Raw genomic sequence first — 18,577 nt, 5'->3', positions numbered from 1 at the left:
CCAAAGACGCAAGCCATGTACCTGGATAAAGGATATCATCTCACTTACTGTACCAATATCCATCCCGGAGAGTCCTGGGACGAAGTATACCAAAACTTAAAAACATACCTGCCACCTCTCAAAGAAAAGCTGTCCCCGGACAAGCCTTTTGGCATAGGTCTGCGGTTGTCACATCTGGCGAGTAAAGAGTTACTGGGCAATGATGTGCTGTCCGAGTTTAAGCAGTGGCTTCAGGATCAGGACTTATATGTTTTCACTATAAATGGATTCCCTTACGGCGAGTTTCACCACCACGAGGTAAAGGACCAGGTGCATAAACCTGACTGGACAACGGAAGCCCGCTTAAGCTACACTGTGAGACTGGCAAAGATATTGGCCGAGTTACTTCCCCGCGAAATGGAAGGAGGCATTTCTACTTCTCCACTTTCTTATAAACCCTGGCTGCTGGAAGAGGATGACTCTAAGGTAAAAGCTATTTATACCAGCTGCACGGATAACCTGATCAGCCTGGTAGAAGCACTGTTGGAGATCAAGCAAAAAACCGGCAAAACCATACATGTTGATATAGAACCAGAACCAGACGGGCTTTTGGAGAACTCAAAGGAGGTAATCAAATTCTATAACGAATGGTTATTGCCTGTAGGCCTTAAAAAGCTCCAGGATACAAGAGGCCTCACCAAGGATCAGGCGCAGGAAGCGATCTTCAGGCACCTGCAGCTCTGTTATGATGTATGCCACTTTGCTCTTGCATTTGAAAAGCAAGCCGAAGCCTTGTCCAAATTGAAGCATGCCGGCATCAGAATCGGTAAAATACAGCTAAGTGCAGCTTTGAAAACCAAGTTACCGGAAGATATAGAAACCCGTAGTGAAATTGCAGAAACCATGTCAACCTTAGCCGAATCTACTTACCTGCACCAGGTGGTGGAGCGCAGCGATGACGGAGAATTAACCCAGTATCCGGACCTGACTTTTGCGCTACAGCACATCCGGAAACCGAATGCCATAGAGTGGCGCACGCACTTCCATGTGCCATTATTTACCGAAGAGTACAGCGGTTTGCAGTCGACACAGGAGGATGTAGCGGAGGTGCTGCGGATATTACAAAAAGAACCGGTAACACAGCACCTGGAGGTAGAAACCTATACCTGGGAAGTGCTGCCTGAAGAAATTAAAAAAGATTTAGCAACGTCTATTCAGCGTGAGCTGGAATGGGTTCTTAAAAACATAAAAACAGATCAAGATGCAGAAAACGGTAGTTCTGAACGTGGTAGGCCTCACCAGGTCACTCATCGGTAAAAACACTCCTTTTCTGGCCAAATGGGCAGCAGAAGCACAACAAACAAGTATAAAGCCAGTACTCCCGGCCGTTACCTGTACCGCGCAATCCACTTACTTAACCGGCAAGTGGCCTTACGAGCACGGCATTGTTGGCAACGGATGGTATTTCCGGGATGAGGATGAGGTAAAACTTTGGCGCCAATCAAATAAACTGGTTCAGGCACCTAAAGTGTGGGAAGTTGCACGCGCAGCGGATCCAAACTTTACTGTGGCAAATATGGGCTGGTGGTACAACATGAATACCTCTGCCGATTATACCCTTACGCCGCGTCCACAGTACCTGGCCGATGGTCGTAAGCTGCCCGATTGCTATACACAACCCGCCGACTTGCGCGACAAGTTACAGGCTGAGCTGGGGACTTTCCCACTGTTCAACTACTGGGGACCAAAAACCTCCATCAAGTCAAGCAGATGGATTGCAGAAGCAAGTAAAATCACTGATAATCTGTACGACCCGACACTAACCCTCATATATTTACCCCACCTGGATTATAACCTGCAGCGGTTGGGCCCGTCCAACCCACGTATTGGCAAGGACTTGCAGGAAATAGATGCTGTGGTGGGTGATCTGATAAAATTCTATGAGGCAAAAGGTGCCAGTGTAATGGTGCTTTCTGAATATGGCATTTCAGACGTAAACCAGCCAGTGCACATAAACCGCGTGCTGCGTAAAAATGGTTACATTCAAGTGCGTGTGGAGCGGGAAACGGAGTTATTGGACACTGCTATGAGCGCGGCTTTTGCTGTAGCAGATCATCAGGTGGCGCATGTTTACGTGAGAGATCATGACAAAATTCCTGAAGTAAAGCAGCTACTAATGCAGACAGAGGGAATAGATGAAGTATTAGCCGGTGATGAGCGTCACAAGTATAACCTGGCCCATGAACGGTGCGGTGAAATTGTTGTAGTTGCTAAAGCCAATGCCTGGTTCACGTATTACTTCTGGTTAAATGACGCGAAAGCACCAGATTATGCCCGAATGGTAGACATCCACAAAAAGCCAGGGTATGATCCTGTAGAGATGTTTATCGACCCTAATATAAAATTCCCGTTACCATTGGTGGCAGGAAAGTTGCTAAAGAAGAAACTGGGCTTCCGTACAGTCCTGGATATTATCCCGTTGGATGCTACGCTGATAAAAGGATCACATGGCCGTATACCAGAGGATGTAGAAGAATGGCCACTTCTGTTGACGAAAAATAAGCAGGAGGTACCAAAACAAATGCATGCTGTAGATGTATTTAACACAATACTTCAACACCTTCAGGTCCCAAAGCCAGAGCCAACTTTCATTGCAGAAGCGTGAGAGCTATGTGAGCTGCTGAAATCTTTAGCAACCAACGTATGATGCTTCATAGAAGCTAAAACCTACCAGCACGCATATGGAGTAAAGGGAGGTCGTCTTTTTGAATCGTTTATAGCCCTCACCTGTTAATAAGAAAATGTTACAAATATTTTGCTTAATTTTGTAACAATACTTGCTAATTACATCATAGCTTTGTAGCAGGAAACATAAGAAATGAATCTATACCGCCGGATCATATTGCTAACCCTTACGCTGCTGGTGCTCGTCTCCTCGACAGGCATAGCTATGGGTATGCATATTTGTGGCGGTGAGCTGCGTGATGTTACCTTCTTTGGTACCGAAGCAGAATGCCCAATGGAGCAGGAGCGTGAAAAAGCTCCTGCCTGTCATGCTCCCCAGCAAAGCCCGGATGACAAAAGCTGCTGTGAAGATCACCAGATGATCATTAAGCGCCTCGACATTGCGGCCAAGCACAAAGACATTACACTTAATAATCTACAGGACATCAAGCTTATAGCCGCTGTAAAAGCCGTTATACTCCGTTGGTATGCGCCTGAGGCGGACCTGAAGCCGACCTACGCTCTTTACGAGTCTCCCCCCCTGGCCCGCGACATACCGGTGCTGGTGCAGTCTCTCCTTCTATAACCTTTGAACCAGGTGCCTAAGGGTGCGCTGAGACGCTGCAGCTTCACTTTGCTGTGCGCTTTGGCATAGTCATACCTATACTTCAGTTTAAGGCACCTCCTTCTTCTCCGCAATTCCAGCGGTAGTCAATACAATTTGTAAAGGTTTAGAACATCATTAACATGATTGAGAAGTTAATCTCATTTTCACTACGAAACCGCGTGTTCGTACTCCTGATCTCTGCCATCCTTTTTGGCTGGGGAGTTTATTCCGTTCAGACAAATAAGGTAGATGCTATCCCGGACCTGTCGGAAAACCAGGTTATTGTTTTTACTGAATGGATGGGGCGCAGTCCGCAGATTATCGAAGACCAGGTTACCTACCCCCTGGTTACTAACCTGCAGGGTCTTCCGAATGTAAAATATGTCCGGGGAAGTTCCATGTTTGGCATGAGCTTCATTTACATCATATTTGAGGATGACACGGATATTTACTGGGCCAGATCCCGGGTGCTGGAGCGTCTTAATTCTGTAGGTGACCTACTTCCACCAGGAGCAACGCCTACATTAGGACCGGACGGAACCGGTGTGGGGCACATCCTTTGGTATACGCTTGATGCTCCGGGCATGGACCTCGGAGAGCAGCGGGCCGTGCAGGACTGGTATGTCAAATTTGCTCTGCAAAATGTTGAAGGCGTCAGTGAAGTGGCATCTTTTGGAGGGTTTCAGAAGCAATACCAGGTAACAGTAGATCCAAACAAACTCACTTACTACAACATCACTATCCCACAGGTGATACAGGCTGTGCGGGCAAACAACAACGAAGCCGGCGGCCGTAAGTTTGAGCGCTCAGATATTGGCTACATCATTAAAACCACCGGATACCTGAAGTCATCGGAAGAAATCGAGGACATTGCCATCACCACCAATAATACCATTCCGGTAAGGGTAAGCGATGTAGCTACGGTCCAGATGACGGGTGAAAGCCGGCTGGGCATTTTCGACCTGAATGGTGAAGGCGAGGCCGTAGGTGGTATTGTTGTAATGCGCTACGGTGAAAATGCCGAGGAAGTGATAGGGAACGTGAAGGAGAAAATGGCGGAGGTTTCAAAGGGACTTCCCGAGGGCGTGAAGTTTAACATAGTTTATGACCGCAGTGGCCTGATCAACGAAAGTATTAGCTCTGTAAAAAAGACACTTATAGAAGAGATGATTGTGGCTTCTGTTGTGGTGTTTCTATTCCTTTTCCACTGGCGAAGTGCCCTGGTTATAATCATCCAGTTACCGCTTTCTGTTGCCATAGGCTTCATCCTCCTGAACGCTTTTGATATTTCATCCAACATCATGTCTTTAACAGGTATTGCCCTGTCAGTGGGGGTGATTGTGGATGATGCCATTGTGATGGTGGAGAACTCTTACCGGCACCTGGCAGAAGCGACAAAGGCAAAGGAGTGGATCGAAGAAGAAGTAAACAGCTAAAGTAAATCAGCTAGTTAAGATCGAATCAAATGAAATTAGATAAAGAAACCAGGTTATCCATCATCGAGAAAGCCAGCAAACAGGTTGGCCCCAGTGTGTTCTGGAGTACGGTGATTGTAATCACTTCCTTTCTGCCTGTTTTCCTGCTAACCGGGCAAGAAGGAAAACTGTTCAGCCCCCTGGCCTGGACGAAAACGTTCATTCTTATAGTAGATGCGATAGTGGCCATTACACTGACGCCGGTACTTATCTCCTTTTTCCTGAAGGGCAAGTTTAAAGATGATAACAAGAACCCTATCAACAGGGGCCTTGAGCGGGTGTATAGTCCTGTGCTGAAATGGTGCCTGAAATGGAGGAAAACAACCATCGGCATCAACATTCTGGCCCTGCTGGTGGCAATACCAATGCTCTTTAGCCTTGGCACAGAATTTATGCCACCACTTGATGAGGGTTCTATTCTCTTCATGCCCGTCACGCTTCCGGATGTTTCCAATGCCGAGGCGAAGCGAATCCTGCAGGTTCAGGATAAGATCATCAAATCTGTACCGGAAGTGGAGAGTGTCTTGGGTAAGGCAGGTCGTGCAAGTACAGCTACCGACAACTCCCCTATCAGCATGATTGAGACCATCATCATGTTAAAGCCGCGGTCAGAATGGCGCGAGGGAATCTCGAAGCAGGACATCATTCAGGAGCTGGATGCAAAACTGCAGATTCCGGGGGTTGTAAACGGATGGACACAGCCAATTATTAACCGTATCAATATGTTGGCCACTGGTATTCGTACCGATGTAGGCGTGAAGGTATATGGTCAGAACCTCGATTCTGTCTATGCTGTGTCTGAGCGGGTAAAACAGCAACTGGAGTCTGTGCCGGGGGTAAAAGACCTGTACGTGGAGCCTATCACAGGAGGGAAGTACCTGGAAATAGATATTAAGCGTGAAGCACTGGGCCGCTATGGCTTAACAGTAGATGATGTGAACATGACCATAGAATCCGCTTTGGGTGGAGCAAGCATAGGTAATACCATTGAGGGCCGTGAACGCTTCTCGATTAACGTGCGCCTGGCACAGGATTACCGCAACAGCATAGAGCGCCTGAGACGCATTCCGCTGCAAACTTCAGCGGCCGGCACTATTCCGTTGTCCTCAGTGGCAGACATAAACTTTACTGACGGGCCGCCAATGATTAACTCTGAAAATGCGCAGCTTCGCGGGGCAGTGCTTTTCAATGTACGTGACCGTGACCTTGGCAGTACCGTTGAGGAGGCGATGGAAAAAATCAACAAAGAAGTAACCGGAATTCCTGAAGGATATTACCTGGAGTGGAGTGGACAGTGGGAGAATCAGGTGCGGGCAACACAAACGCTGCAGGTTATTATTCCACTTGTGCTGGTAATCATCTTCCTCATCCTGTACTTCAGCTTTAAATCCCTTAAAGAAGCCCTTTTAAACCTGATCACGATACCTTTTGCACTGGTTGGAGGCGTATTCATTGTGTATTTCTATGGCGTGAATTTATCAGTGGCTGTGGCAGTAGGCTTTATAGCTCTCTTTGGTCTGGCGATTGAAACCGCTATGGTGATGGTTGTTTACCTGAACGAGGCAATGAAGCAGTTGGTAGACACAAAAGGTAACACTGCTGAGACCATAACAAAGCAGGACATCCGGGATTATGTATTCATGGGTGCTGCCAAGCGCCTCCGGCCGAAGATCATGACTGTATCTGTTGCACTTTTTGGCCTGGTGCCGGTGTTGTGGGCGTCTGGTATTGGTTCTGATGTGATGCTGCCAATCGTGCTACCAATGATTGGTGGTGTGTTCACCTCTTCCATACATATTCTGCTGGTAACCCCGGTTGTGTTTGAAATGACAAAAGAGTACGAGTTAAGGAAACACGGAAAATTAGAGATTTACGATGTCAAGCATTAAAAAATATACTTTAAGTACCTCTCCTGTTAAGGGAATGGGACGATTCTTCTCCCCTGCTGTAGCTGTTTTGCTCGTACTCCTGCTGAGCATTCCAGCCATAGCTCAGCAGCAGCCTGTAAAACTTGATAGCGTGCTGCAAGCTGTTCGGAGAGATAATCCTATGATGCAGCAGTTTAGTTATCGCGCGCGCGCCATGGATGCCTATGCAGAGGGAGCAACAGGCTGGATGCCACCAATGGTGGGTGCGGGCGTCTTTATGCTGCCCTATCCTGGCCAGGAAGTGGAGCGTGATGAGCGGGAGGGCTCTTATATGATATCGGCGGAACAGGCGATACCCAACCCGGCCAAGCAGCGGGCAAAACAAGCATTTTTTGATTCCAGGGCAGCTATTGAGCAAGCCAAGGCAGAAGTAACATTTAATGAGCTGCGCTCTGAGACAAAGGTAGCGTACTACAATTGGCTGGTACTGGAAAAGAAGCTGGATGTACTTCAGGCAAGTGAGCGGATAATGGAATACATGCTAAAGCTTGCCCGCATCAGGTACCCCTATAGCCAGGGCAAGCTTGGAAGCATTTACAAAGCGGAAGCACGTTTGCATGAAGTAGAAAACATGCAGCTTATGACGCGCAATGAAATTCTGCAGCAGAATGTAAAGCTTAATATTTTAATGAATCTCCCAAAAGACTCCCGCTTTCTGATCGACACGCTCATCTCTATTCCTGAACCGGTTGCCCTGGCCACTGATTCGGCCTATCTGATCAGCAACCGAAGCGATATCAGGCAGATAGACAGAACAATAGAATCAATGAAATTAGGAATGGAACAGGAAAAGCTGGAGCGAAAGCCCGACTTCAGTGTTCGTTTTGACCACATGACACCACGAAACAATATGATGCCGAACCAATTTACCGCCATGGGTATGGTTTCTATCCCCATAGCACCGTGGTCGTCTAAAATGTACAAAGCCAACACAAAGGCGATGAACCTGGAGATTGAGGCCATGCAACGTGAGCGTGAGAACATCCTGAATGAAGCGCAGGGCATGGTGCGTAACATGGCGCTGGAGCTTAATGCAAAACGTGAGCAGGTAGAGAATTACAGGAAAAAAATCCTTCCGGCGCTAAAGAAAAATTATGATGTGACCATGCTGGCTTATGAACAGAACAGCGCTCAATTACCAGAGGTGATTGATGCATGGGAAGCTCTGAACATGGCTCAGATGGAATACCTGAACAACCTGCAGGCCTTGTACCTGTTGGCTGTAGCTTATGAAAAAGAGATCGAAAGGTAGTTTCCCGGTAAATCAGCCTAAAAGATATTGAAATGAAGAATTTTATTAATGTACTGTTCCTGTTGCTCATACTGGTCTTTGGTGCTTGTTCTGAGCAGGAGCATCAGCATGCGGAAGGTACAACCTATACTTGCCCCATGCACCCTCAGATCGTGCAGAACGAACCTGGTACCTGCCCTATCTGCGGCATGGACCTGGTACCGCAATCTACCCATGGGGAAGACATCGAAATAACAGAAGACCTGGCCTTCCTGTTAAAACCTACAGACGAAGTTGTGGTGTCTAACATCAGTACCATACAGCCGGAGGAAAAGTCGGTGCCAACAACAGTGGAAATGGAAGGTCTGATTACCTATGACGAGCGCAGGATCTTTTCAATTCCGGCCCGTGTAGGTGGCAGGATTGAAAAACTGTTCGTGAAGTACAACTACCAGCCGGTAAACAAAGGTCAAAAGCTGATGGAATTGTATAGTCCGGAATTGGTAACGGCACAAAAAGAGCTGTTATACCTGGTAAATTCTGCCCCGGAGGATAAGGCGTTAATCGAAGCCGCAAAACAGAAGCTACGTCTGCTAGGAGCTACAGATGCCCAGGTAAATCAGTTATTACGCACAGGTGAAGCCAGTTATACCTTTGCTATTTACAGCCCTTATAACGGCTATGTGATCGGCTTGAATACAACAGCTCCGTCTGCAAATCCAAGTAGCAGAAGCATTACGGCTCCGACAGCAGGTGATGGCATGAATAGTATGGGAGGCGGCACAGCAAATCCTGGTATGGATCGTAGTGGTGCAGCTACCCCTGCCGCGGGCAGCGAACTTCAGCTGCGTGAGGGTATGTATGTCAGCACAGGGCAGCCGCTGCTTCGTGTGGTAGACCCAAACCAGCTGTGGGCTGAGTTTAATGTTCCTGCCGGTGAAGTGACTTCTATAGCAAAAGGTGCCCCTGTTCAAATCACGCTCCCGCAACTGCCCGGTAAAAAACTAGAGGCGAAGGTAGACTTTCTGCAACCTTTCTACGAAGCTGGAGAGAATTTTGCCAAGGTAAGGGTGTACCTGCCAGGTGAGCAGAAGATTGCCCGGGTGGGTCAGCTTGTTTCCGGCTCAGCTACCTATACCAATGAAACATCGCTTTGGGTTCCTAAGCAAGCGGTGATGGATATAGGGACCAGGTCAGTTGTCTTCAAGAAATTTAATGGGTCTTATAAACCAATAGCTGTGACTGTCGGATCCACATCAGGAAACCAGGTACAGCTTATATCTGGAGTTGACCAGAATGATGTTATCGCTGCCAATGCACAATTTATGGTAGATAGTGAAAGCTTTGTAAAAATAGAAGAGTAGTCACTTCAAAATAAGAACATGAAACGATACTTAAATATATTACTTGCACTCCTGATCCTCTTTCTCGGTGCCTGCACTGAAAAACAGCATGAACAGGCTGGAGCTGAGGAGCAGATTTATACCTGTCCCATGCACCCTCAGATCGTACAGAACGAGCCTGGTATATGTCCGATCTGTAACATGGACCTCGTTCCTGTCTCTCAAAGTGGTACGGAGCAAGGCGAGCTAATGCTTAGCAACAGCCAGATCGCTTTAGGTAACATCAGCACCAAGCGAGTGAAATACGGGGATGTTAACTCCAACACCATCCTTACCGGAAAGCTTGTGCTGGACGAGACACAAACGGACGTAATCAGCAGCAGAGTTCAGGGACGAATAGAGAGACTATATATTAAGGAAACTGGGCAGACGGTGCAGAAGGGACAACCCCTGTATGATTTGTATTCTGAGGAGCTGCTTACGTTGCAAAGAGAATACCTGCTTGCACTAAGGCAGTACCAGGAGCTTGGTAAAGAAAACCCTCGCTTCGCATCTTTCCTCGAGGCTGCAAAGCAAAAGCTCCTCCTGTTTGGACTTACTGAAGGGCAAATTAAAAGACTTGCCAGGAGCGGCGATCCTGAGTCAAGGATAACTTTCTTAGCACCGACAAGTGGTGTGATAACAGATATTGCGGCTGCCGAGGGTCAGTACGTTTCAGAAGGCTCCATTTTATATAGACTGGGTAAGCTTAACAGGATCTGGGTAGAAGCAGAATTATACCCTCAGGAGCTAAACAATATAGAGATCGGGGAAGAACTTGCCGTTTCAGTTCAGGGCTTTGCAGAGGAGGCTGTGCCTGCAAAAATTACTTTCATTAGTCCTGAATACCGGCAAGGAACTCAGGTAGCTGTACTTCGTGCAGAGTTGCCAAACAAGGATGATCAGTACCTGCCTGGCATGCAGGCCAATGTGATTCTTCCCGGTAAAAGCGGGCAGGATTTAGTGTTGCCTACTGATGCGGTTATACGGGATGAGAAAGGAAGTCATGTTTGGGTACAAACCGGGAAGAATACTTTCCAGGCACGTATGGTAACCACCGGTGAAGAGAGCGCATCCAATATAGCTATTGTTTCGGGAATAAAAGAAAATGAAAAGGTGGTTACAACAGGAGCTTATCTGCTATATAGCGAGTTTGTGCTAAAAAAAGGTGCTGATCCTATGGCAGGGCACAACCACTAAGAGATCTTCTCTTTCACTTATAGTAAAACTAAAAATCAATATAATTCACTCAAATCAATTCAAATGAAAAAGACTTTTTTTACTGCAGCCGTTATAGCTGCGTTCGCCTTTACAGCATGCTCTGAGACCACCACTGAGAACGCGGAGGTGGCAGTTGAGCAAACCGAGGAAATGGACCACTCTACGATGGACCACAGCCAGATGCCAACTTCTGTTGTTGTGGAGACACCTAATTTCGAATCTGTGTCTGAGCCAATGCAAACCCAGATTGAGCAACTGGTAGATCAGTATATGAAGTTGAAGGATGCTCTGGTAGCCTCTGACGCCCAGGCTGCTCAGGCAGCAGCCAATGAAGTAGTAACAGTTGCTAAAGCGATGCCTGTAGCTACACTTACCACAGATGAAAAAGCATACGCTGAAGAAAAGACCCAGGAAGTAATAAGCAGTGCTACATCTATTGCATCCGCAAATGATCTGGCTGCCCAACGTGAGAACCTGGAAATGCTTTCTGAATCTGTGTTTTCATTAGCTAAGGCATTTAATGCCGCAGATGAAACGTTATACTATCAGCACTGCCCAATGGCAATGGATAACAAGGGAGGATACTGGTTAAGCTCAAACGAAGAGATTCGTAACCCCTATTTCGGGGAGTCTATGCTGAAGTGTGGTAGTGTAGAAGAGGTCTATAAGAAGTAGACGAGATTCACCTTATTAAAAGAGCGAGCCTGGTGGTTCGCTCTTTTTTTGGTATAGCCTTTTTAATTAAGGAGCACTATCTTTGGCTTCTAAAATCAGAAGCTATGCCTCAATTAAATATTTCCTGGGTTATGCTGTTACCTTTCCTGGCTGGTATAGCAGTTTCTACTCAGACAGCTGTCAATGGCCAGTTAAGAGCCACAGTTGGAAGTCCTTTGGTTGCCGCCTTTATTTCCTTCAGCGTTGGCACTATTGTGCTTGCCTCTCTGATACTGCTGACAAAACAGGAAGTGCCTGCACTGAAACAGCTAACAGGTATAGAGTGGTACAAATTCCTGGGTGGCTTTTTAGGGGCTTTCTTTATAACAAGCGTAATCATTTCGGTGCAGCGTTTAAGTGTAGCAAACCTGCTTGCTCTGGTAGTAGCAGGGCAGTTGATTGTTGCCCTGGTATACGACCATTTCGGGTTGATAGGGGTTAAGCACAGCCCGATCACCCTTACCCGTTTAGCTGGTGCCGTTGCTCTTATACTTGGTGCATACCTGATCAACAAGAAGTAAATTACACGCTCAATTAGACCAGAACTTCCGGTTGTGGCTAAGGACGGTATGTAGATTCATTACTGGGACGCACAAGTAACCACAGCAATAAGCCTATTGGCCAGGCCAGAAATGCTACAATTATAGCCACTAACCACCCAGGTTTACCCCGTCTCTCTGCATCTTTATAGGACCAGATGATACTCCAGATATAGATGATAAGAAGTATTAGTCCCAGTATAATTCCGATTATACCTAATCCTAAAAAAAATTCTCCAGCAGATTCTTCCATAGTTTTACTGATAATTTCTACAATTAATTTAGACTATTTATAACGACAACAGAAACAATTAGTTAATTACCATCTACTTACATCCTATTTACAGCACATTACCTAATATACTCATCCCAGCCCGGCGGTACCTGCGGCCCCATTTCCATGTACATGATCATGTTTGGCATTCCAGGCACTAATATGGTCAACGCAATAATAAGTGCGCCAACCATGGTATCATTTATATAGGCAGCAGCAGAAGGAGACCAGAAAATAAGCGGTGCCATGGTTAGCCAGATTCCGATAAATCAGCACACCCAAAGGCTGACCGGTCGGTCTGGAGTTAAGCCCCGCCAACCAAAGAAGATAAGAAGGGTCCCGCTGATTATGTCGCTCCACTTCATGAGCTGAATGCGCTGGTCCAGGGAAAGCCATACTTCCCTGCCCCCGATGGCTCCACAGTACCTATACCATAGTTAAAGGTGAAGGGCGAAAATTAAACCAGTATATACTATTAACATCTCTTTTCTGTGCACGTACCTCATGAAAGCACCCATTGAACTTAACCTTAAGGAGAATAACAGTATGTCATTAAAAGATATAGTCAACAAAGTAAAGAAAGAGTTAAAAGTTGTTCAGGGGGAAGAAACAAAGGATAAGGTATATACCAACGAGAATTCTTTCCCTGATGAAACAACAGCGGCTCAGGAGTTCGAGCGATCAAAACAAAAGCTGTTTGATGTGAATGAGTGGTCAAACCTACCAGGGATAAACTCTACGTTTCACCTTTATGATAACAGAGGACACCGCACTACTACAAAAGAGCCCAAAGTAGGTTACTATATGAAAATTGTGCTGCCAGGAACCACACTGGATAACTGGGTACGCATTACGGATATACATGTAGAAGACACCATGGCTGAGTTTACAGTACATCCAAGTGAGCAGCCGAAGGAACTTGGTGAAGGAGATGCAGAAATAGAGCATTTTTTCATAAAAGAGGCGAGCAGTACCTTTCGGGTTACCCGTGAGGGCAATACCTTACATGGCTATGAGATTGGCAGGAATGAAGGCATAAATAATCAGGGAGAAGAAGCCGGTGAACGTGCCCTGATAAACACACTTGTTGCCGAAGGTGGTTGGGCTGGAGTGCAAGCACTTCAGTGGGACAAACTAACGAAATACCTGGTACACCTGGAGGAGCCCGAGGAATAACAGAACCAAACAGTGTAATGATACGGCTATACCTTTAGAAAGGAGCTTGTTCCCTCTTAAGGTATAGCCCTGTCATTTAAGCTATTCTAATCTCTCCTCTTAAACAGCCTTTGAAGGGGTTTCAGAGCTGCAAAATTTAAAATTGCTCCTCCAACGCAGTAAATACAAATCTTTTTCTGTTTTGTTGTCATATTCACCATGTACTGTGCGGCTCCTGCAGCCTGTCCCAGCACAACGGCTCCTAAAGCTATATCCAATAGCCTTGACTGCTTTTTAAACCTGCTTCCAGCCATAGCCAGCATCATTGTAGCCGCATATCCCCCCAAACTAATTACTCCATCCGGCATCCCCAGTAGTACTGCGTCTTTCGCTGTGTTTACTTTTTGCGTATCAAATATTTTACCTGGTAAGTCTGGCATCTTCTTTATGTACCCCATCTGGAAAAGGGATATGAGGCTAAAGTCAATTAAACCCACAGCAGCTAGTGCTGCAATGTCACGGCGGTATTCTGTTGCTTCACTTGAGTCGCGTCTTATCTTGTCTATTACAGTAAGTTTTTCTTTCATAGCATAGTTTTGTTATCTACTTACCTACGCTTCCTTACAACCAAGCGTTTTTTCAAGTACCTGGTTGTTACCTTAATTCTTCTTCTAATGCAGTCTAATTCATGGTATCGTACTCTCCAGTTACCCTGAATAACAAACTTTCCTGCGACAGCGTAACATCAGCAAACAAAAGGTTGAGCCGTACAAAATAAGAACTATGGATACAAATACAGATGAACGAAAAGGAGTAGTAGTAATAACGGGAGCATCGGCTGGTTTAGGGCGCTCCTGCGTAAGGGAATTTGCCAAGAACGGCTATGATGTAGGCCTGATTGCCAGAGGTCTTGAGGGACTGGAAGGCGCAAAGAAAGAAGTGCTGCAAATGGGACGTAAAGCGGTGTATGTACAGGTAGATGTAGCCGATGCACAGGCTGTAGAAGATGCTGCATCAAAAATAGAAGAAGAGCTCGGCGAAATAGACGTGTGGGTGAATAACGCGATGAACAGTGTTTTCAGTCCTGTAAAAGAAATGCAGCCGGAAGAATACAAGCGTGTGACAGAAGTAACTTACCTCGGTCAGGTTTATGGCGCACTGGCTGCCCTGAAAAGAATGCTGCCGCGTAATCGCGGCTCTATAGTTTTTGTGGGTTCAGCTCTAGCATACAGAGGTATACCTCTTCAGTCGGCTTACTGTGGTTCTAAACATGCCATTCAAGGCTTTTTTGATTCCTTACGTTCTGAACTCCTGCATGATAAGACGAAGGTTAAGGTATGCATGGTGCAGTTACCGGCCATGAATACCACTCAGTTTGGTTTCGTAAAATCACGGCTGCCAAATAAGCCTCGGCCTATGGGCAAAATATTTCAACCAGAAGTAGCAGCGGAAGCTATAGTATTTGCTGCTGAGAACGATCGGAGAGAAATATATGTGGGATACCCGACGGTGCAGGCCATTGTTGGTGACAAAATTGCCCCTGAGTTAGGAGACTATGTTTTATCCAAAACGGCCTTTAAAGGTCAGCAAACAGATCAGCCCGAAGATCCTAACCGCAAGCACAACTTATGGGAACCAATTCCGGGTGATCATGGTGCTCACGGTACATTCGATAGTGAATCGACAGATTTCAGTCCTGAATTCTGGTTAAGTAAAAATAAGAACAAAATACTTACCGGTATCTTAGGGTTAGGTGGCGTAGTTTTGGGAACAATGGCCGCGAAAAAGTGGATGAACGACGAAGTTTAACATGTATTATAACATTAAGCAAAGAGCACACCGGTTCAATGGCCAGTGTGCTCTTTGTTTTCGTACACTTTATGTAGCTATTCTGTCTCAATCTGTCTAATAAGTGGAAATACGGTAAACGCTTTTCTCACTAATGGACAACGTACAGCACTCCTCCTCACCCTTTTAAAGCTAAGCACCTAAGTTACAGTTGGTAAACCTTGAAAAATGTAATTTCATATCGGGATACATCAAGGGATTATTACTTTAGAAAAAAACACCGGCTAACGCTTGAAATTCATGTAAGTTGGTGCGTAAATTGTTCTTGTTCTGATGGCTTAATATTGCAGCAGTTTGAAAAGTTAAAGTCATGGAAAATTCACCGCTTTTGATAACGTACGGGATTGATCCGGAGCATAAGCTGCTTTACAGCAAATGGAAAGGTCCCTTTACCAGTAGCCAATACAGGGAAGGTCTCTTGCATGTAGCAGAGGCTATTCATAATAACCAGATAAAACTCTGGTTACATGAATCTTTACGCCTGGAAGAAATAGACATGCAGGACCAAAAGTGGACAACAGAAGTATTTGCACTTATACTTGCACAAAGCCCCTTAAAGCATTTGGCCATCGTCCGTCCTGAGAAGCAACAGTCAAGAACTATTGCCAGTATGCTTCGGGAGAAGGCATACAGAATATTCGGCAAAATAATAGGCGTGGAATTTTTTGGTTCCGTTGAAGAAGCTAAAGCCTGGTTGGTTCCAAAACGGTTATACTATACACTTCCTTCTTTCGGTGACTCTTCCCAGAAGGTTGACTAGCCCAATATTTTACACCTTCTCCTTTTTCCAATTTCTATCCTCTGATCAGGTTGGCCATAACAAAAAGTACATGAATAGAGGCCTGGCACAGGCTTTGTTAGTTTATACCATATATCTTAAAATCCTGCGGCTCGATTCTTTATTATTATTTTTTTGAGTTTAGTAGATTTATACATAGCTTACCAGCGAAAGCTTAGAGTTTATTAGTAATAAGAAAGAAATAATACAATCTTTCCCTGCTCATTATAATAGTAGAAACTACACATAAAATTTCATGTGTTATGAATACAGAAAATTTAATAGCCCAGTCAATTAGACGAGAAGTTATAAATGTTATAAGTTCTTTGAAGGAAGTAAGTCCTGAAAAATTAGACAGGGCTAATACACTGAATGAACTGAACCTCGATATGATGGACATGGTTGACATCATATTTGAAATAGAGAAGGTTTACAGCATTTATATACCAGATAATGCTCAGATATTTACTGTTAACGACGTAGTCGACTACATTGTCAAACAGAATCTGGAGTAAAGTTGAAATTGAAGGAAACTTTCAAACATCAAGGGGCTCCCTCAACAGAAGCCCCTTGATATTTTTTAAGTCAGGGGGTGCAGTAGGTAATTATGGACTAAATAAACCTCCTTACAGCAGGATAGCAAAACAGTCATGCTAACAAGCTGTTGAAATTCCTCTCCCTCCTATGCTATGATTACCTATTTAAAATTGTTTTTTTAGTATATTTACAATGAATCATTCAGTAAAATATTTAGTTCTTTTACTTGCGAACCAAAAGAACTAAATATATCTTTGTACTGTTCTTTAATGGAACGACAAGAAGTAAGAAATGAATCTGACAGAACAAAAGAAAGAACTGATCGAGAAGATAGGCATCTTCCATGAGAAGCTTGGTATGCAACCCGCTGCAGGCCGCATCATGGGATTGATGTTTGTATCGGATAGGCCTGAGCTTACTTTTGACGAGATACGTGAAACGCTGAACATAAGCAAAAGCGCAACAAGTACTGCACTGAATCTGCTGATTGAAACAGGTCCGGTGGAATATATAACTTTTGCAGGGGATAGAAAACGTTACTTCAGATTGAAAACGTCTAACTGGCGTGATTCTCTTACAAAGCGTTTCAATAATATCATCAATTTTAAAATTCTTTTAAAAGAAGTGATGGAAACCCGGTCTGACAAGTCATCGGAGTTTAATAGCTGCCTTGCAGAATTCGTAGACTTTCTGGAGTATATGCAACAGGAACTTCCTGTGTTGCTTGAAAAGTGGGAAAAAAGCAGAAGGTAATTTTTTTGACAATTTAGTTCTTTTATTTCAGAACTAATTAACTTTTACTATATATATATTAACTAAATAAACCGTGATAAAGAAACGCTTACTTGTTGGCATGATGGTGCTTTTCATGATGCCTGCCTTCGCACAGGAGCAGCCAGGCATAAAGGAATTGAACCTACAGCAGGCCATTAACTATGCCTTAGAAAACAATGAGTCTGTTAAAAAAGCCTCTTATGATGAAATAGGTTCTAGGTACCAGATCAAAGAAGCGCGAAGTGCAGGGTTACCTCAGGTTGATATCAAGGGCACGGCTACAAACGTGATCGAAAAGTCCAGAATGGTATTGCCTGCAGCCTTCAATAAAGAAGGTACTGGACCTGTTGTTCTTCCGATTGGTACAGATTACAATATGCAGGCTGGTTTATCTGTCTCACAGTTACTTTTCAACAAATCATACTTTGTAGGTCTTAAAGCAGCTAAAAGTGCAGAAGATCTGTATCGAATCCGCAAAGAGATGGCCATTGAAGATGTGATTTATAACGTAGGCAGCGCATATTACCAGATTCTTCAAACGAAGGAGCAGTTCCAAAGCATCAATGCCAACCTATCGAAGCTAGAGCAACTGGAAAAGATTCTTACACTACAGTATAAGAATGACCTGGTAAAAAAAGTAGATGTAAACCGGATAAAGGTAAACAGGTTAAACCTGGAAAATCAGAAGGAAACACTGCAGACAGCCTATGAGCAACAACAGGATGTATTGAAATTCTTTATGGGAATGCCGTTAGAGCAACCTATAGTACTGGCAGGTGCTGCGGATGAGAGATTAATTGAAGGCGATCCTTCGCTTGCGGTAGAAGTAGCAGAGGAGCGTGCGCAGTTCAAAATCCTGAACAAGCAAAGGGAGCTGAAATCGCTTGAGATTGAAAACATCAGAGCTGGCTACTATCCCTCGCTTGCTGCTTTTGGTAACTATAATTACCAGTCGCAATACAACGATAAGTTGTTTAACCCGGACGCTATGTGGTTTCCTAATGCAAATGTTGGCCTGCAAGTAAACATTCCGGTATTTGATGGTCTTCGGAAAAGAGCGCAGGTGCAACAACGCGAGGTAGAGCTAAGCAAATTAGACCTGGATATACAGCAGTATAACAAGAATACTCAATTAGAGCTAAACAACGCAGTTAGCCAATTAGGGAACAGTCAGGGCAACATCCGCACACAGCAGATAAATGTAGAATTGGCCCAGGAAGTATACGAGACTACCAATCAATTGTACAAAGAAGCCTTAGCACCTCTTAGCGACCTTTTAAATGCAGAAACAGCGTTGCGCGAGGCTATGACCAACCTGAATAATGAAAAGCTGAAATTACAGTTAGCCCAGCTTAACTACCTGAAAGCTAAAGGAGAATTAGAAACACTCACTAAGTAAGACATATATCTA

General features: G+C 44.9%; 19 protein-coding genes. 16 read left to right on the top strand and 3 right to left on the bottom strand.

Annotated features, from left to right (window positions below; translation table 11 throughout):
- The first annotated feature begins 15 nt into the window (after nucleotides 1-15).
- From eboE to ACFSRY_RS15960, 10 genes are all read left to right on the top strand, one after another.
- A complete protein-coding gene (eboE, locus tag ACFSRY_RS16005) occupies nucleotides 16-1,296 on the top strand; it encodes a metabolite traffic protein EboE (RefSeq protein ID WP_377509985.1) in 1,281 nt (426 codons plus the stop codon).
- Nucleotides 1,241-2,644, top strand: coding sequence for an alkaline phosphatase family protein (locus tag ACFSRY_RS16000; RefSeq protein ID WP_377509982.1), 1,404 nt, complete (start codon nucleotides 1,241-1,243; stop codon nucleotides 2,642-2,644). Before eboE ends, ACFSRY_RS16000 begins: the two co-directional genes overlap by 56 nt.
- Before the next feature lie 213 nt (nucleotides 2,645-2,857).
- Nucleotides 2,858-3,289, top strand: a complete 432-nt coding sequence (locus ACFSRY_RS15995; protein ID WP_377509979.1) for an HYC_CC_PP family protein — start codon at nucleotides 2,858-2,860, stop codon at nucleotides 3,287-3,289.
- Nucleotides 3,290-3,450: 161 nt separating this feature from the next.
- Nucleotides 3,451-4,746, top strand: coding sequence for an efflux RND transporter permease subunit (locus ACFSRY_RS15990; protein WP_377509976.1), 1,296 nt, complete (start codon nucleotides 3,451-3,453; stop codon nucleotides 4,744-4,746).
- A 29-nt stretch (nucleotides 4,747-4,775) separates the two neighbouring features.
- Complete coding sequence (locus ACFSRY_RS15985; RefSeq protein WP_377509973.1) at nucleotides 4,776-6,674, top strand: efflux RND transporter permease subunit; 1,899 nt, start codon at nucleotides 4,776-4,778, stop codon at nucleotides 6,672-6,674.
- Complete coding sequence (locus tag ACFSRY_RS15980; protein ID WP_377509970.1) at nucleotides 6,661-7,965, top strand: TolC family protein; 1,305 nt, start codon at nucleotides 6,661-6,663, stop codon at nucleotides 7,963-7,965. Before ACFSRY_RS15985 ends, ACFSRY_RS15980 begins: the two co-directional genes overlap by 14 nt.
- A 32-nt stretch (nucleotides 7,966-7,997) precedes the next feature.
- Nucleotides 7,998-9,308: an efflux RND transporter periplasmic adaptor subunit gene (locus ACFSRY_RS15975; protein WP_377509967.1), complete on the top strand. Its 1,311-nt coding sequence runs from the start codon at nucleotides 7,998-8,000 to the stop codon at nucleotides 9,306-9,308.
- Between the two features lie 18 nt (nucleotides 9,309-9,326).
- Nucleotides 9,327-10,526, top strand: a complete 1,200-nt coding sequence (locus tag ACFSRY_RS15970) for an efflux RND transporter periplasmic adaptor subunit (RefSeq protein WP_377509964.1) — start codon at nucleotides 9,327-9,329, stop codon at nucleotides 10,524-10,526.
- A gap of 63 nt (nucleotides 10,527-10,589) precedes the next feature.
- Nucleotides 10,590-11,222, top strand: a complete 633-nt coding sequence (locus ACFSRY_RS15965) for a DUF3347 domain-containing protein (RefSeq protein WP_377509960.1) — start codon at nucleotides 10,590-10,592, stop codon at nucleotides 11,220-11,222.
- 104 nt (nucleotides 11,223-11,326) lie between these two features.
- Nucleotides 11,327-11,782 carry a DMT family transporter gene (locus tag ACFSRY_RS15960; protein ID WP_377509957.1) on the top strand — a complete coding sequence of 152 codons (456 nt, stop codon included), beginning with the start codon at nucleotides 11,327-11,329 and terminating at the stop codon, nucleotides 11,780-11,782.
- Nucleotides 11,783-11,819: 37 nt separating this feature from the next.
- Here ACFSRY_RS15960 and ACFSRY_RS15955 read toward each other — a convergent pair whose 3' ends face one another.
- Together ACFSRY_RS15955 and ACFSRY_RS15950 are read right to left on the bottom strand one after the other, a co-directional pair.
- Nucleotides 11,820-12,053: a hypothetical protein gene (locus tag ACFSRY_RS15955; RefSeq protein WP_377509954.1), complete on the bottom strand. Its 234-nt coding sequence runs from the start codon at nucleotides 12,051-12,053 to the stop codon at nucleotides 11,820-11,822.
- 98 nt (nucleotides 12,054-12,151) lie between these two features.
- Nucleotides 12,152-12,322, bottom strand: a complete 171-nt coding sequence (locus ACFSRY_RS15950; RefSeq protein WP_377509951.1) for a hypothetical protein — start codon at nucleotides 12,320-12,322, stop codon at nucleotides 12,152-12,154.
- 256 nt (nucleotides 12,323-12,578) lie between these two features.
- Here ACFSRY_RS15950 and ACFSRY_RS15945 point away from each other — a divergent pair, with 256 nt between their 5' ends.
- Nucleotides 12,579-13,250 (top strand): hypothetical protein, encoded by a 672-nt coding sequence (locus ACFSRY_RS15945; protein WP_377509948.1) that lies wholly within the window; start codon nucleotides 12,579-12,581, stop codon nucleotides 13,248-13,250.
- An 86-nt stretch (nucleotides 13,251-13,336) separates the two neighbouring features.
- On the opposite strand, the gene ACFSRY_RS15940 is transcribed toward ACFSRY_RS15945, so the two are convergent.
- Entirely contained in the window at nucleotides 13,337-13,816 is a 480-nt protein-coding gene (locus ACFSRY_RS15940; RefSeq protein WP_377509945.1) for a vitamin K epoxide reductase family protein, read from the bottom strand.
- Between the two features lie 196 nt (nucleotides 13,817-14,012).
- Between ACFSRY_RS15940 and ACFSRY_RS15935 the strand changes: the two genes are divergently transcribed.
- The 5 genes from ACFSRY_RS15935 to ACFSRY_RS15915 all read left to right on the top strand — a co-directional run bounded on the left by ACFSRY_RS15935 (nucleotide 14,013) and on the right by ACFSRY_RS15915 (nucleotide 18,565).
- Entirely contained in the window at nucleotides 14,013-15,038 is a 1,026-nt protein-coding gene (locus ACFSRY_RS15935; protein ID WP_377509942.1) for an SDR family oxidoreductase, read from the top strand.
- 349 nt (nucleotides 15,039-15,387) lie between these two features.
- A complete protein-coding gene (locus ACFSRY_RS15930) occupies nucleotides 15,388-15,837 on the top strand; it encodes a hypothetical protein (RefSeq protein ID WP_377509939.1) in 450 nt (149 codons plus the stop codon).
- Between the two features lie 344 nt (nucleotides 15,838-16,181).
- Nucleotides 16,182-16,370 carry a hypothetical protein gene (locus ACFSRY_RS15925; protein WP_377509935.1) on the top strand — a complete coding sequence of 63 codons (189 nt, stop codon included), beginning with the start codon at nucleotides 16,182-16,184 and terminating at the stop codon, nucleotides 16,368-16,370.
- Between the two features lie 313 nt (nucleotides 16,371-16,683).
- Nucleotides 16,684-17,145, top strand: a complete 462-nt coding sequence (locus tag ACFSRY_RS15920; protein ID WP_377509932.1) for a GbsR/MarR family transcriptional regulator — start codon at nucleotides 16,684-16,686, stop codon at nucleotides 17,143-17,145.
- 73 nt (nucleotides 17,146-17,218) lie between these two features.
- Nucleotides 17,219-18,565: a TolC family protein gene (locus ACFSRY_RS15915; RefSeq protein ID WP_377509929.1), complete on the top strand. Its 1,347-nt coding sequence runs from the start codon at nucleotides 17,219-17,221 to the stop codon at nucleotides 18,563-18,565.
- Nucleotides 18,566-18,577 lie beyond the last annotated feature (12 nt).

The organism is Pontibacter locisalis, assembly GCF_042684605.1.
Classification (GTDB): domain Bacteria; phylum Bacteroidota; class Bacteroidia; order Cytophagales; family Hymenobacteraceae; genus Pontibacter; species Pontibacter locisalis.
The sequence above is the reverse complement of the archived record's forward strand: the minus strand, read 5'-3'. Positions and strand labels throughout refer to the sequence as shown.